Annotated in this window: 14 protein-coding genes; 12 read left to right on the top strand and 2 right to left on the bottom strand. The window is 59.2% G+C overall.

Annotated features, from left to right (window positions below; genetic code table 11):
* Nucleotides 1-265: 265 nt before the first annotated feature.
* The 7 genes from AC5SEM_RS24520 to AC5SEM_RS24490 all read left to right on the top strand — a co-directional run bounded on the left by AC5SEM_RS24520 (nt 266) and on the right by AC5SEM_RS24490 (nt 5,875).
* Nucleotides 266-904, top strand: a complete 639-nt coding sequence (locus AC5SEM_RS24520) for a peroxiredoxin (RefSeq protein ID WP_077574963.1) — start codon at nt 266-268, stop codon at nt 902-904.
* 308 nt (nt 905-1,212) lie between these two features.
* Entirely contained in the window at nt 1,213-1,806 is a 594-nt protein-coding gene (gene ssuE, locus AC5SEM_RS24515) for an NADPH-dependent FMN reductase (protein WP_034151973.1), read from the top strand.
* Nucleotides 1,807-1,898: 92 nt separating this feature from the next.
* A complete protein-coding gene (locus AC5SEM_RS24510) occupies nt 1,899-2,864 on the top strand; it encodes a sulfonate ABC transporter substrate-binding protein (RefSeq protein WP_137218529.1) in 966 nt (321 codons plus the stop codon).
* Nucleotides 2,865-2,889: 25 nt separating this feature from the next.
* Nucleotides 2,890-4,038: an FMNH2-dependent alkanesulfonate monooxygenase gene (gene ssuD, locus AC5SEM_RS24505; protein WP_018928626.1), complete on the top strand. Its 1,149-nt coding sequence runs from the start codon at nt 2,890-2,892 to the stop codon at nt 4,036-4,038.
* A gap of 8 nt (nt 4,039-4,046) precedes the next feature.
* Nucleotides 4,047-4,829 (top strand): aliphatic sulfonate ABC transporter permease SsuC, encoded by a 783-nt coding sequence (gene ssuC, locus AC5SEM_RS24500; RefSeq protein ID WP_003229260.1) that lies wholly within the window; start codon nt 4,047-4,049, stop codon nt 4,827-4,829.
* Complete coding sequence (gene ssuB / locus AC5SEM_RS24495; protein ID WP_495471459.1) at nt 4,826-5,632, top strand: aliphatic sulfonates ABC transporter ATP-binding protein; 807 nt, start codon at nt 4,826-4,828, stop codon at nt 5,630-5,632. The genes ssuC and ssuB overlap by 4 nt, the downstream gene beginning before the upstream one ends.
* 27 nt (nt 5,633-5,659) lie before the next feature.
* Complete coding sequence (locus tag AC5SEM_RS24490) at nt 5,660-5,875, top strand: TOBE domain-containing protein (RefSeq protein ID WP_003229256.1); 216 nt, start codon at nt 5,660-5,662, stop codon at nt 5,873-5,875.
* A 153-nt stretch (nt 5,876-6,028) separates the two neighbouring features.
* Here the strand turns inward: AC5SEM_RS24490 and AC5SEM_RS24485 are convergent, their stop codons facing one another.
* Complete coding sequence (locus AC5SEM_RS24485; RefSeq protein ID WP_212620814.1) at nt 6,029-6,667, bottom strand: TetR/AcrR family transcriptional regulator; 639 nt, start codon at nt 6,665-6,667, stop codon at nt 6,029-6,031.
* A 260-nt stretch (nt 6,668-6,927) separates the two neighbouring features.
* A complete protein-coding gene (locus tag AC5SEM_RS24480; RefSeq protein ID WP_007913842.1) occupies nt 6,928-8,304 on the bottom strand; it encodes a glutamine synthetase family protein in 1,377 nt (458 codons plus the stop codon).
* A 278-nt stretch (nt 8,305-8,582) separates the two neighbouring features.
* On the opposite strand from AC5SEM_RS24480, the gene AC5SEM_RS24475 reads away from it, so the two are divergent.
* From AC5SEM_RS24475 to AC5SEM_RS24455, 5 genes are all read left to right on the top strand, one after another.
* A complete protein-coding gene (locus AC5SEM_RS24475; RefSeq protein WP_495471458.1) occupies nt 8,583-8,939 on the top strand; it encodes a gamma-glutamyl-gamma-aminobutyrate hydrolase family protein in 357 nt (118 codons plus the stop codon).
* A gap of 94 nt (nt 8,940-9,033) precedes the next feature.
* On the top strand, nt 9,034-10,392 hold the full coding sequence (locus AC5SEM_RS24470) for a glutamine synthetase family protein (RefSeq protein WP_034151968.1): 1,359 nt from the start codon (nt 9,034-9,036) through the stop codon (nt 10,390-10,392).
* A 56-nt stretch (nt 10,393-10,448) separates the two neighbouring features.
* A complete protein-coding gene (locus tag AC5SEM_RS24465; RefSeq protein WP_077574959.1) occupies nt 10,449-11,813 on the top strand; it encodes an aspartate aminotransferase family protein in 1,365 nt (454 codons plus the stop codon).
* Between the two features lie 172 nt (nt 11,814-11,985).
* A complete protein-coding gene (locus tag AC5SEM_RS24460) occupies nt 11,986-13,098 on the top strand; it encodes a polyamine ABC transporter substrate-binding protein (RefSeq protein ID WP_077574958.1) in 1,113 nt (370 codons plus the stop codon).
* 188 nt (nt 13,099-13,286) lie between these two features.
* Nucleotides 13,287-14,384, top strand: coding sequence for a polyamine ABC transporter substrate-binding protein (locus tag AC5SEM_RS24455; protein ID WP_471895014.1), 1,098 nt, complete (start codon nt 13,287-13,289; stop codon nt 14,382-14,384).
* The last annotated feature ends 16 nt before the right edge of the window (nt 14,385-14,400 follow it).

Genomic DNA, 14,400 nt, shown 5'->3' with positions numbered 1-14,400 from the left:
GCCCCGTCCGGCATCGCGCCGGACGGGGCTTTTGCGTTTTCGAGTCAGGCCCACCCCCGTAAGCCTTCCCCGAATTTCCCTCTTTACTGCAACTCAAGGCCTTCTCGAACCTTGCGACCGATGTTCGTCGGGATGCCGTTCAGCGTCCAGTGAACAGATGTTTAATATTCGTTAATGATCTAGATATCTAGTTATTTATTCTTTTTCACGATGGTGAATCCCGGGCTACAGTTGAGGTCTCGAACAACTCATCAGGAGCAGCATCATGAGCCTCAGACTCGGCGACATCGCCCCCGATTTCGAACAGGATTCCAGCGCCGGCAAGATTCGTTTTCACGAATGGCTGGGCGATAGCTGGGGCGTGCTGTTCTCCCACCCGGCGGACTTCACCCCGGTGTGCACCACCGAGCTGGGCTTCACCGCCAAGCTCAAGGATGAGTTCAGCAAGCGCGGTGTCAAAGCCATTGCGCTGTCGGTCGACCCGGTGGACTCACACCACAAGTGGATCGAAGACATCAACGAAACCCAGAACACCATCGTCAACTTTCCTATCCTGGCCGATGCCGATCGCAAAGTTTCCGACCTCTACGATCTGATCCACCCGAACGCCAACGACACGCTGACCGTGCGTTCGCTGTTCGTGATCGATCCGAACAAGAAGATTCGCCTGACCATCACTTACCCGGCGAGCACCGGGCGCAACTTCCACGAGATTCTGCGGGTGATCGATTCGCTGCAGCTCACCGACAACTACAAGGTGGCCACCCCGGCCAACTGGCAGGACGGTGAAGAGGTGGTGATCGTGCCTTCGTTGAAAGATGAAGAAGAGATCAAGCAGCGCTTTCCGAAGGGCTATCGCGCGGTGAAGCCATACCTGCGCCTGACGCCGCAGCCGAACAAGTGATATTTGCGGTGTAGCCACCACCGCCATCGCGAGCAGGCTCACTCCTACAGGGAAACGCATTCCAAATGTAGGAGTGAGCCTGCTCGCGATGGCGTTAGTCCAGTCACCACGGAACCACTAAGCAGGGGATTTCAGGCCGTTTCGACGGCCTTTTTTTTCGCCCGGAACAAAGTGAATCTCATATCTCCAAAACGCATAACCAAATGAATAAATATGATTTATGGATATATAAATCAGATGGTAAGGTCACTCCATCGAAGCGAGATCGCAACCCGCGAATCGCCTGCAACGCTTAAGGAATTGTCTCAATGCTGGTCGTCTCACTCGGTGGCAGCCCCAGCCTGCGCTCCCGTTCCGGAGTGCTGCTGGAACGCTCGCAACGTTGGTTGCAGCAGCAAGGGGTGGAAGTGGTGAGTTATCAGGTGCGGGACTTCCCGGCCGAGGATTTGCTCCATGCCCGCTTCGACAGCCCGAAGGTGCTCGACCTGCTGCAACAGATTGAAAACGCCGACGGCCTGCTGATCGCCACACCGGTTTACAAAGCGTCGTTCTCCGGCGCTCTGAAGACCCTGCTGGATCTGCTGCCCGAGCGCGCCCTGAACCACAAGATTGTCTTGCCGATGGCCACCGGCGGCAGCATCGCCCACATGCTGGTGGTCGATTACGCCCTCAAGCCTGTGCTGTCAGCGTTGAAAGCCCAGGAAATGCTCCAGGGGATTTTCGCCGAGGACAGCCAGATCGCTTACGGCGAAGGCAGTGCCGCAGCACAACTGGCACCGGCGCTGGAGCAGCGACTGCATGAAGCGCTGGATCAGTTTGTCGGCGCCATGGCGCGCCGGCCCAAGCCGCTGGAACCGGGCCTGTTGAACGAACGTTTGTTGAGTGCTCGCTGGAGCATTTAAAAACCACACCCGAATTTGCTCCACTCACCTTACTCAGCCGCTAACGGTTAAGCAGGTGCAGCCAAAACCCAACAGCAAAAAAGGAGAGCGCTATGCGCACTGTATTTTTGCGTCGTGGTCTGGTCGCTCTGTTTGCTGCGGCTGTCACCTTCGGCGCCATCACTCAAGCTCAAGCCGAGACTCTTCGGATCGGTTATCAGAAGTACGGCACGTTGGTGCTGCTCAAGGCCAAGGGCACTTTGGAAAAACGTCTGGCCGCCCAAGGCGTCGACGTGCAATGGACTGAATTCCCCGGCGGCCCGCAGTTGCTGGAAGGCCTGAATGTCGGTTCGATCGACTTCGGTGTCACCGGCGAAACCCCGCCAGTTTTTGCTCAGGCTGCCGGCGCCGATTTGCTTTATGTCGCTTATGAACCACCAGCGCCGAACAGCGAAGCGATCCTTGTGCCGAAAGACTCGCCGATCAAATCGGTGGCCGATCTCAAAGGCAAGAAAGTCGCGCTGAACAAAGGCTCCAACGTCCACTACCTGCTGGTGCGTGCGCTGGAAGACGCCGGTCTCAAGTACACCGATATTCAAACCGTATTCCTGCCGCCGGCGGATGCTCGCGCTGCGTTCGAACGTGGCAGCGTCGACGCCTGGGTCATCTGGGATCCGTACCAGGCTGCCGCCGAGAAACAACTGCAAGCGCACACCCTGCGCGACGGCAAAGGCATCGTCGATAACCATCAGTTCTATCTCGCGACCAAGCCTTACGCAGAGAAAAATCCTCAGGTGATCAAAACCCTCGTTGAGGAAGTGCGCGCCGTCGGCGAATGGTCGAAAGCCAACCCTGAAGACGTGACCCAACAAGTCGCGCCACTGCTCGGCCTGCCGGCAGACATCACCCTGACCTCGGTGAAACGCCAGGGCTACGGCGCGCTGTTCCTGACCCCGGAAGTGGTCGCCGCGCAGCAGAAAATCGCTGACACGTTCTACCAGCTCAAGCTGATTCCCAAGCCGCTGAGCATCAAGGATGTGATCTGGACACCACCGGCCGCTGTGGCTAAAGCGCAGTAATTCGAATCCCCAAGGAGACCACTCCATGAGCCTCAATATCTTCTGGTTCCTGCCTACCCACGGCGACGGCCATTACCTTGGCACCGCCGAAGGCGCTCGCGCCGTCGACCACGGTTATCTGCAACAGGTCGCGCAAGCGGCGGATCGTCTGGGCTTTGGCGGTGTGCTGATCCCCACCGGCCGCTCTTGCGAAGACTCGTGGCTGGTGGCGGCGTCGCTGATCCCGGTGACCCAGCGTCTGAAGTTCCTCGTTGCCCTGCGCCCCGGGATCATTTCCCCGACGGTGGCAGCGCGGCAGGCAGCCACGCTGGATCGTCTGTCCGGCGGCCGTGCGCTGTTCAACCTCGTGACTGGCGGTGACCCGGAAGAATTGGCTGGCGACGGTCTGTTCCTCAGCCACGAAGAACGCTATCAAGCCTCGGTGGAATTCACCCGCATCTGGCGTCGTGTGCTGGAAGGCGAAACCGTCGATTACGACGGTCAGCACATCAGCGTGAAAGGCGCCAAGTTGCTCTACCCGCCGATTCAGCAACCACGGCCGCCGCTGTACTTCGGTGGCTCCTCGGAAGCGGCGCAGGATCTGGCTGCTGAACAAGTGGAAATGGTCCTGACTTGGGGTGAGCCGCCCGCAGCAGTCGCCGAGAAGATCGCACAAGTCCGCGCCAAAGCCGCCAAGCTCGGCCGCACCGTGCGCTTCGGCATTCGTCTGCACGTGATCGTCCGCGAAACCAACGCTGAAGCGTGGCAAGCGGCGGATCGGCTGATCTCGCATCTGGACGACGACACCATCGCTCGTGCTCAAGCTTCGCTGGCGCGTTTCGATTCGGTTGGCCAGCAACGCATGGCCGCCCTGCACGGTGGCAGCCGCGACAACCTCGAAGTCAGCCCGAACCTGTGGGCCGGTGTCGGTCTGGTGCGCGGCGGTGCCGGTACGGCGCTGGTTGGCGATGGCCCGACTGTGGCTGCACGCGTGAAGGAATACGCCGATCTGGGCATCGACACCTTTATCTTCTCCGGTTATCCACACCTCGAGGAATCGTATCGCGTCGCTGAGCTGCTGTTCCCGCACCTCGACATCGAGCGTCCGGAACTGCCGAAAAGCGCCGGTTATGTCAGCCCGTTCGGCGAGATGGTCGCCAACGACATTCTTCCCAAAGCCGCGTCGCAGAGCTGAGGCGCGCCATGAAGAAAATCATCCACAGCCTCGCGCCCTGGGCGTTGCCGGTGTTGTTGCTGGCGGTGTGGCAGTTGTCGGTGTCGGCCGGTTGGTTGTCGACACGGATTCTGCCGGCTCCGGTGGCGGTGATCGAAGCCGGCGTGAGCCTGGTGCGCAGCGGTGAAATCTGGACGCATCTGGCGATCAGCGGCTGGCGCGCGGCTCTCGGTTTCACCATCGGCGGCAGCATCGGTCTGGTCCTGGGTTTCATCACCGGCCTGTCGAAATGGGGCGAACGCCTGCTCGACAGCTCGGTGCAGATGATCCGCAACGTGCCGCACCTGGCGCTGATTCCGCTGGTGATCCTGTGGTTCGGCATCGACGAGTCGGCGAAGATTTTTCTGGTGGCGTTGGGCACGCTGTTCCCGATCTACCTCAACACCTATCACGGCATCCGTAACGTCGACCCGGCGTTGGTGGAGATGGCGCGCAGTTATGGCTTGAGCGGGTTCAGCCTGTTCTGGCAGGTGATTCTGCCGGGCGCGCTGCCTTCGATTCTGGTCGGTGTGCGCTTCGCCTTGGGCTTTATGTGGCTGACGCTGATCGTCGCCGAAACCATTTCCGCCAGCTCCGGCATCGGCTATCTGGCGATGAACGCCCGCGAGTTTTTGCAGACCGACGTGGTGGTGCTGGCGATCCTGCTTTATGCAGTACTCGGCAAACTCGCCGACCTCGCGGCTCGTGGACTTGAACGCGTGTGGTTGCGCTGGCACCCGGCCTATCAGGTTGCCAAAGGAGGTGCGGCATGACCGCTCAACAACCTCCACGCCTGTTGCGCGGGATTCCGCTGGCGGTGCGCAATCTGCAGAAAACCTTCGGTTCGCGGCAGGTGCTGCGTGACATCGACCTGCACATTCCGGCGGGGCAATTCGTCGCCGTAGTAGGGCGTAGCGGTTGCGGCAAAAGTACCTTGTTGCGCTTGCTCGCCGGCCTCGATCAACCGACTGGCGGCGACTTGCTGGCCGGTTCTGCGCCGCTCAGCGATGCGCGGGAAGACACCCGATTGATGTTCCAGGAAGCGCGTCTGCTGCCGTGGAAAAAGATCATCGACAACGTCGGCTTGGGCCTTAAAGGCAACTGGCGTCCGAAAGCGCTTGAAGCACTGGACGCGGTGGGACTGGCGGATCGGGCCAATGAGTGGCCGGCGGCGTTGTCAGGCGGACAGAAACAACGCGTCGCACTGGCGCGGGCGCTGATCCATCAACCGCGCCTGCTGTTGCTCGACGAACCGCTCGGCGCACTGGACGCACTGACCCGGATTGAAATGCAGCAACTGATCGAACGTCTCTGGCAGCAACACGGCTTCACCGTGCTGCTGGTGACCCACGACGTCAGTGAAGCGGTGGCGATTGCCGACCGGGTGATTCTGATCGAGGACGGCGAACTCGGCCTCGACCTGCATGTGGAATTGCCGCGGCCGCGAGTGCGTGGTTCGCACCGACTGGCGGCGCTGGAAACCGAAGTGCTTAACCGTGTTCTCTCCCTGCCCGGCGAACCGCCGGCGCCGGAACCTGTTTCACCACTGCCTACGCAACTGCGTTGGGCTCAATAACTCAAGCAAACGACAGGAATCATTGCCATGACTATCAAAGCCATCAACGTCCGTAACCAGTTCAAAGGCTCGATCAAGGAAATCGTCCTCGGTGACGTGCTGTCGGAAATCGACGTGCAGACCGCTTCCGGCATCGTTACTTCGGTGATCACCACCCGCTCGGTCAAAGAGCTGGAACTGGTGGTCGGTAGCGAAGTGATCGCCTTTGTGAAATCCACCGAGGTGTCGATCGCCAAGTTGTAAGCCGGTGAGCAAAAAACAACCCCGGAGGGCGTGAGCCCTGCGGGGTTTTTTGTGCCTGATCTGAAAACTGCGGTGCGGCCTTCGCGAGCAGGCTCGCTCCCACAGGGGATCGCATTCCAAATGTGGGAGCGAGCCTGCTCGCGAAGAGGTCAGTCAGATCACTAGAGATCTTTTGGGTAGATACGGCGGTAGATACAGGCCGATATAAGCATCAAACACGCGCATCCCTTCCTCGGCCATGCGCGGGGTGATCTGCCCATGCTGTTGCACCGAACGCGCATAGACACGGTCACCCAGTTCCATCGCCAGGGCAAACACATCGACATCCTTCGGCAGCCTCGGCAACTCGAAGTGGTGGTCGAACAGCTTGTGCATCAGGTCGCCCAACTCAATATCGTGCTGGCGGTCAGCCTGAGTCACTTCGGTCAGACCATGCTGGGCAAGGATCAATTGACGCGCCGCCGCGTCTTCGTCGTAGATCTCCAGCATCCGTTGCTCGACCAGTCGCGACAGGTCACGCCAGTCACGCAGCGCTTCATGATCAATCGGCGCTTGCAGGCAGGCGCGAAACGCCGCGTGCACATCCGCCGTCAGCGCTTCGAGCAATGCCGGGACGCTGGCGAAAAAGTGGTACACGGAAGAGGGCGGAATCTGCGCGCGCTCGGCGACGCTGTAGATCGACAGACTCGCCACACCCTCGGCGGCCAGCAATGTGCGCGCGGCGTCGAGTATCGAATCGATGCGCGCCTGGCTGCGGGCACGGGGTTTGCGGACGGGGGCGGGTCGCGTCATGGAAGTCTCCTGCGGGGCAGCGGGCATTGTACGAGCCGGGTCGTGTGTTGTCTTGTCGGCCGCTTCGCGAGCAGGCTCGCTCCCACATTTGATCTCCAGTGAACTTGAGTATTTGTACACACAGCCCCCTGTGGGAGCGAGCCTGCTCGCGAACCGCCGCAGGCGGCCATTCACTCACATCCCAAGGATTTGTGTTCAGCCATAAAAAAACGCCGTTGGCTGAATCAGCCAACGGCGTTTTTCCTGAAGCTGCAATCCGCTTATACGGTATGCAGATACCAGTTGTACTCAAGGTCGGAGATGGAGTGTTCGAACTCCTCCAGCTCACTTTCCTTGCAGGCGACGAAGATATCGATGTACTTCGGATCGATGTACTTGGCCATCACCTCGCTGTCGTCCAGCTCGCGCAGGGCATCGCGCAAGTTGTTCGGCAGGCTTTGCTCGTTCTGCTCGTAGCTGTTGCCTTCGACAGGCGCGCCCGGCTCGATCTTGTTGGTCAGACCGTGGTGCACGCCGGCCAGTACCGAAGCCATCAGCAGGTACGGGTTGGCGTCGGCACCGGCCACGCGGTGTTCGATACGCACGGCATCGGACGAACCGGTCGGTACGCGAATCGCCACGGTGCGGTTGTCCAGGCCCCAGCACGGCGAGTTCGGTACATAGAACTGCGCGCCGAAACGACGGTAGGAGTTGACGTTCGGGCAGAGGAAAGCCATCTGCGCGGGCAGGGTCTCGAGCACACCGCCGATCGCGTGACGCAGCGCGGCGTTCTGCTCGGGATCCTCGCTGGCAAAAATGTTTTTGCCTTCTTTATCCAGAATCGAAATGTGTACGTGCAGACCATTACCTGCCTGGCCCGGGTACGGCTTGGCCATGAAGGTGGTGTCCATTTCATGGTCGTAGGCGATGTTCTTGATCAGACGCTTGAGCAGTACCGCGTAGTCGCACGCCTTGATCGGGTCGGCGACGTGGTGCAGGTTCACTTCGAACTGCGCCGGGGCACTTTCCTTGACGATGGCGTCGGCCGGGATGCCTTGCTCTTTGGCACCTTCCAGAATGTCCTGGAGGCAGTCGACGTATTCGTCGAGGTCGTCGATCAGGTAGACCTGCGTCGAGTGCGGGCGTTTGCCGGAGATTGGCGAGCGTGGCGGCTGTGGACGGCCGTTCACGTTTTCCTGGTCAATCAGGTAGAACTCGAGTTCGAATGCGGCGCAGATGGTCAGGCCCAGCTCGTCAAACTTTGCAACAACTTGACGGAGCACTTCGCGCGGATCGGCGAAGAATGGGTCACCTTCGAGTTCGTGCATGGTCATCAACAGTTGCGCGGTCGGGCGCTTCTGCCATGGCTCGTTGCACAGGGTATCGGGGATTGGATAGCAGATACGATCAGCGTCGCCGATGTCCAGGCCCAGGCCGGTGCTTTCCACCGTAGAGCCGTTGATATCCAGAGCAAATAGAGAGGCCGGCAGGTTGATGCCTTTCTCGTAAACCTTGTGGAGGCTGGTGCGTTCAATGCGCTTGCCGCGCACCACACCATTCATATCCGCAATCAGAAGGTCAACGTACAGAACCTCAGGATGTTCCTTAAGGAACGCGTTCGCTTCGTTAAGCTGAACGGCACGCGGGGGTACCGACATGATGCAACACCTTTGTTGTTAAAAATATCAATCATTGATCTTTTCTGGTTTCAGTCAACCCGAACGGCCTGCCGAAGTCAAGCGAGGCCTTTTTTGCCCTAAAAAAGCGCTGTGAGGGCATTTATGGGGCACTTTCGGGCGATTTTTGGCCCTTGGGACGCTGGGCACCCGCGGGCTTGAGCAGGCCGTGTTGTATTTTTTACGGGGGTGTTGTGTAAAAAAATGAACAAGGCTAAGCTCCGATCAAACCCATAACAGCAATAATACCGGGGTCCTTCATGTCTCGCCTGCCGTTAATCGGCATCACCGACTGCTCGCAACAGTCCGGTCTGCATGCTCATCACATCAGTGGCGACAAATCCGTCCGTAGCGCAGCCAGCAAGGCTTGCCGCTTGCCGACGATGTTCCCGTCCATGGCCGTTCAAGCGCCAGCGTCCGATATTCTGGACGTACGGGAAGGCATCCTGTTTATGGCGTCTCCTTCCACTATAGATCGCTTTCATTTCCAAAGCCTGTGCGGCTTCCTCAGCCGTGCTCATGATTCTGCACGCCTGGACTGTGCACAGGAAATGCAACGCCAGCGTAAAGGGCAGGTAAGCTCTTCTTTCATTGTCTATGCGCGGTGCCAGGCATAAGCCGGCACTGCGCGAGCAAGCCCCCTTTAACGCGACGCCCATAGCGTCAAACTTTGCCTGACATCATGTCAGGAGACTCAGCCCAGAGGCATTTATGAGTAACAACCTCGACCAGCTCACCGATTGGTTGAAAGACCACAAGATCACAGAAGTCGAATGCATGATCGCCGACTTGACCGGGATCACCCGGGGCAAGATCTCGCCGACCAACAAGTTCATCGCCGAAAAAGGCATGCGTCTGCCGGAAAGCGTGCTGTTGCAGACCGTGACCGGCGACTACGTCGAAGACGACATCTATTACGAACTGCTCGACCCGGCCGACATCGACATGATCTGCCGCCCCGACCAGAACGCCGTGTACCTGGTGCCGTGGGCCATCGAGCCAACCGCGCAGGTGATCCACGACACCTACGACAAGCAAGGCAACCCGATCGAGCTGTCGCCGCGCAACGTCCTCAAGAAAGTCCTCAAACTCTATGCCGACAAAGGCTGGCAGCCGATCGTGGCGCCGGAAATGGAGTTCTACCTGACCAAGCGCAGCGACGACCCTGACTATCCGTTGCAGCCGCCAATCGGTCGCTCGGGCCGTCCGGAAATCGGTCGTCAGTCGTTCTCCATTGAAGCGGCGAACGAATTCGATCCGCTGTTCGAAGACGTCTACGACTGGTGCGAACTGCAGGAGCTGGACCTCGACACGCTGATCCACGAAGACGGCACGGCGCAGATGGAAATCAACTTCCGTCACGGCGATGCACTGTCGCTGGCCGACCAGATTCTGGTGTTCAAACGCACCATGCGCGAAGCCGCGCTCAAGCACGACGTCGCTGCGACCTTTATGGCCAAACCGATGACCGGCGAGCCGGGCAGTGCGATGCACTTGCACCAGAGCATCATCGACATCGAGACCGGCAAGAACGTCTTCTCCAATGAAGACGGAACCATGAGCCAGTTGTTCCTGCACCACATCGGTGGCTTGCAGAAGCTGATTCCTGAGTTGTTGCCGCTGTTCGCGCCGAACGTCAACTCGTTCCGCCGCTTCCTGCCGGACACCTCGGCACCGGTCAACGTCGAGTGGGGCGAAGAAAACCGCACCGTCGGCCTGCGTGTACCGGATGCCGGTCCGCAGAACCGCCGTGTGGAAAACCGCCTGCCGGGCGCCGACGCCAACCCGTATCTGGCGATCGCCGCGAGCCTGCTCTGCGGTTACATCGGCATGGTCGAAGGCCTCAACCCGAGCGCACCAGTGGTGGGCCGTGGTTACGAGCGCCGCAACCTGCGCCTGCCGCTGACCATCGAAGACGCGCTGGAGCGCATGGAAAACAGCGCGACCATCGAGAAGTACCTGGGCAAAACCTTCATCACTGGCTACGTCGCGGTAAAACGGGCCGAGCATGAAAACTTCAAGCGCGTGATCAGTTCCTGGGAGCGTGAGTACCTGCTCTTCGCCGTCTGATACGCCGGGCGCGGTCCTCAGCGGCCGCGTCTTCACCGATAACAAGGAGAATTGGCATGACCAGCAACAACCCGCAAACCCGCGAGTGGCAAGCACTCAGCAATGATCACCACCTGGCCCCGTTCAGCGACTTCAAGCAGCTGAAAGAGAAGGGCCCGCGGATCATCACCAACGCCAAGGGCGTTTACCTGTGGGACAGCGAAGGCAACAAGATTCTCGACGGCATGGCCGGTCTGTGGTGCGTGGCCATCGGTTATGGTCGCGATGAGCTGGCCGACGCAGCCGCCAAACAGATGCGCGAACTGCCGTACTACAACCTGTTCTTCCAGACCGCGCACCCGCCGGCGCTGGAACTGGCCAAGGCCATTGCCGACGTGGCACCGGAAGGCATGAACCATGTGTTCTTCACCGGTTCCGGCTCCGAAGGCAACGACACCATGCTGCGCATGGTCCGCCACTACTGGGCGATCAAAGGCCAGCCGAACAAGAAAGTCATCATCAGCCGCAAGAACGGTTATCACGGTTCGACCGTGGCCGGCGCGAGCCTCGGTGGCATGACGTATATGCACGAACAAGGCGACTTGCCGATCCCGGGCATCGTCCACATCGCCCAGCCGTACTGGTTCGCTGAAGGTGGCGAGATGTCCCCGGAAGAGTTCGGTATCTGGGCGGCCAATCAGCTGGAAGAGAAGATTCTCGAAGTCGGCGTCGACAACGTCGGTGCCTTTATTGCCGAGCCGATCCAGGGCGCCGGCGGCGTGATCATTCCGCCCGACAGCTACTGGCCGCGCATCAAGGAAATCCTCGCCAAGTACGACATCCTGTTCGTGGCGGACGAAGTGATTTGCGGTTTCGGCCGTACCGGTGAGTGGTTCGGCAGTGATTTCTACGATCTCAAGCCGGACATGATGACCATCGCCAAAGGCCTGACCTCAGGCTACATCCCGATGGGTGGCCTGATCGTTCGTGACTCCGTTGTTGCGGTGCTCAACGAAGGTGGCGATTTCAACCATGGCTTCACTTACTCCGGTCACCCGGTGGCGGCGGCGGTGGGTCTGGAAAACATCCGCATCCTGCGCGATGAAAAAATTATCGAGAACGCGCACAACGAAACGGCACCGTATTTGCAGAAACGTCTGCGGGAACTGAACGATCACCCGTTGGTGGGTGAAGTTCGCGGGGTCGGTCTGTTGGGCGCGATCGAGCTGGTGCAGGACAAGGCCACGCGCAAGCGTTACGAAGGCAAGGGCGTCGGCATGATCTGCCGCCAGTTCTGCTTCGACAACGGCCTGATCATGCGCGCTGTGGGCGACACCATGATCATCGCGCCGCCGCTGGTTATCAGCAAAGCGGAGATCGATGAGCTGGTTACAAAGGCACGCAAGTGTCTGGACCTGACCCTCAGTGCGTTGCAGGGCTAAGTGCTAGGCTTTGAGCGGGGGAGCCGTGGCGCTCGCGCTCAAAGCTGTCAGAAAGGCTGGTCTTTTCTTGAAAGACCGCCTCGGATCTTGCCAGACTAGCCGCGGTTCCAGTTGTCCGGGTTCGGCCGCTGAACAAAGTGGTTCAAAAAAGAAAAATTTGGAGCATTAACGCATGAAGGCATTAGGCAAAAAGCTCGCTGGCAAGACTCTGCTCGCCATGTCCCTGATGGGAATCATGGCGGCTGCGGCTCAGGCGGACGACAAGGTGTTGCACGTCTACAACTGGTCCGACTACATCGCCCCGGACACCATCAAGAAGTTTGAAGACGAGTCGGGCATCAAAGTCGTCTACGACGTCTTCGACAGCAACGAAACCCTCGAAGCCAAACTGCTCGCAGGCAAGTCCGGCTACGACATCGTCGTGCCGTCGAACAACTTCCTCGCCAAGCAGATCAAGGCTGGCGTGTACCAGAAGCTGGACAAGTCCAAGCTGCCTAACTGGAAGAACCTCAACACTGATTTGCTCAAAGCCGTGTCGGTCAGCGACCCGGGCAACGAGCACGCCTTCCCGTACATGTGGGGCTCGATCGGCATCGGCTACAACGCCGAAAAGGTCAAGGCTGCACTGGGCGCCGATGCGCCGGTCGATTCGTGGGATCTGATCTTCAAGCCGGAAAACGCGGCCAAGCTGAAATCCTGCGGCATCAGCCTGCTCGACTCGCCAACCGAGATGATCCCGGTGGCGCTGCACTACCTGGGCCTGCCGACCGACAGCCAGAAGAAAGAAGACATCGACAAGGCTGAAGCGCTGATCATGAAGGTCCGTCCTTCGATCGCCTACTTCCACTCGTCCAAGTACATCTCCGACCTGGCCAACGGCAACATCTGCGTAGCGATCGGCTACTCGGGTGACATCTACCAGGCCAAGTCCCGCGCGGCTGAGGCCGGTGACAAGGTGAAAGTCAGCTACAACATTCCGAAAGAAGGTGCCGGCAGCTTCTACGACATGGTCGCCATCCCTAAAGATGCCGAAAACGTCGAAGGCGCCTACAAGTTCATGACCTTCCTGCAGAAGCCGGAAATCATGGCTGAAATCACCAACGCCGTACGCTTCCCGAACGGTAACGCCGCTGCCACGCCACTGGTTGATAAAGACATCACCAGCGACCCGGGCGTCTATCCACCGGCTGACGTGCTGGCCAAGCTGTACGCGATTGCCGACTTGCCGGCCGCGACCCAGCGCATCCTGACCCGCAGCTGGACCAAGATCAAATCGGGTAAATAAGCCGGTTTGAAGCAGTAACCGCTGGCCGTCATGCCCCGCGCGGGCGGCCAGCGGATCAATTAAATGACAGGAAGTTTTGCAGGAACGGTTTTTCGAGGGTAAGTTGCGCGCCGGTTTTGTTGCCGGGCAGCCACGGCTGTCATGCAGCGCGGGGCAACTTGGGCCCAACTAATTTAGAGGACCTCCACTTGCCTATTTTTTCTTCTTTGCGCAAAGCCCTGCTGGCCACTGCCGGCCTGACGATTGCTGTCGGAGCCCAGGCCGCCGGTACGGTGCATATTTATAACTGGTCCGATTACATCGGCGAGACGACCCTGGCCGACTTCCAGAAAGCCACCGGGATCAAACCGGTCTACGACGTCTTCGACTCCAACGAAACCCTGGAAGGCAAGCTGCTGGCCGGGCGTACCGGCTACGACGTGGTCGTGCCGTCGAACCACTTCCTCGGCAAGCAGATCAAGGCGGGCGCGTTCCAGAAGCTCGACCGCTCGCAGCTGCCGAACTATGCCAATCTCGACCCGGCGCTGCTCAAGCGTCTGGAGCAGAACGATCCGGGCAACCTGTACGCCGTGCCGTACCTGTGGGGCACCAACGGCATCGGTTACAACGTCGATAAAGTGAAGGCTGTGCTGGGTGTCGACAAGATCGATTCGTGGGGCGTTCTGTTCGAGCCTGAGAACATCAAGAAGCTGCAAAGCTGTGGCGTGGCGTTCCTCGATTCGGCGGATGAAATGATGCCGACCGTGCTCAACTATCTGGGCCTGAATGCCAACAGCACCAATCCGAAGGACTACGAAAAAGCCACCGACAAATTGCTCGCGGTGCGTCCTTACGTGACCTACTTCCATTCCTCGAAATACATCGGTGATCTGGCCAACGGCGACATCTGCGTAGCCATCGGTTTCTCCGGCGATATCTTCCAGGCCAAGCACCGCGCCGAAGAAGCCAAGAAAGGCGTGAACATCGCTTACTCGGTACCGAAAGAGGGCGGCGCCTTGTGGTTCGACATGCTGGCAATCCCCAAGGATTCGTCGAACGTGAAGGAGGCTCATGCCTTCATCAACTATCTGCTGAAACCTGAGGTGATCGCTCAGGTCAGTGATTACGTGGGTTATGCCAACCCCAACCCGGGTTCGGACAAGCTGATGGAACAATCCATCCGCACCGATGCGTCGGTGTATCCGCCGCAGGCCGTTATCGACAAGGCCTACGTATCGACCGAGTTGCCACCGAACATTCAGCGTCTGATGACCCGCAGCTGGACCAAGGTCAAGTCGGGGATGTAAGGCACACACTATCCTG

The sequence above is a fragment of the Pseudomonas sp. CH61 genome (assembly GCF_059429415.1).
The sequence above is the reverse complement of the archived record's forward strand: the minus strand, read 5'-3'. Positions and strand labels throughout refer to the sequence as shown.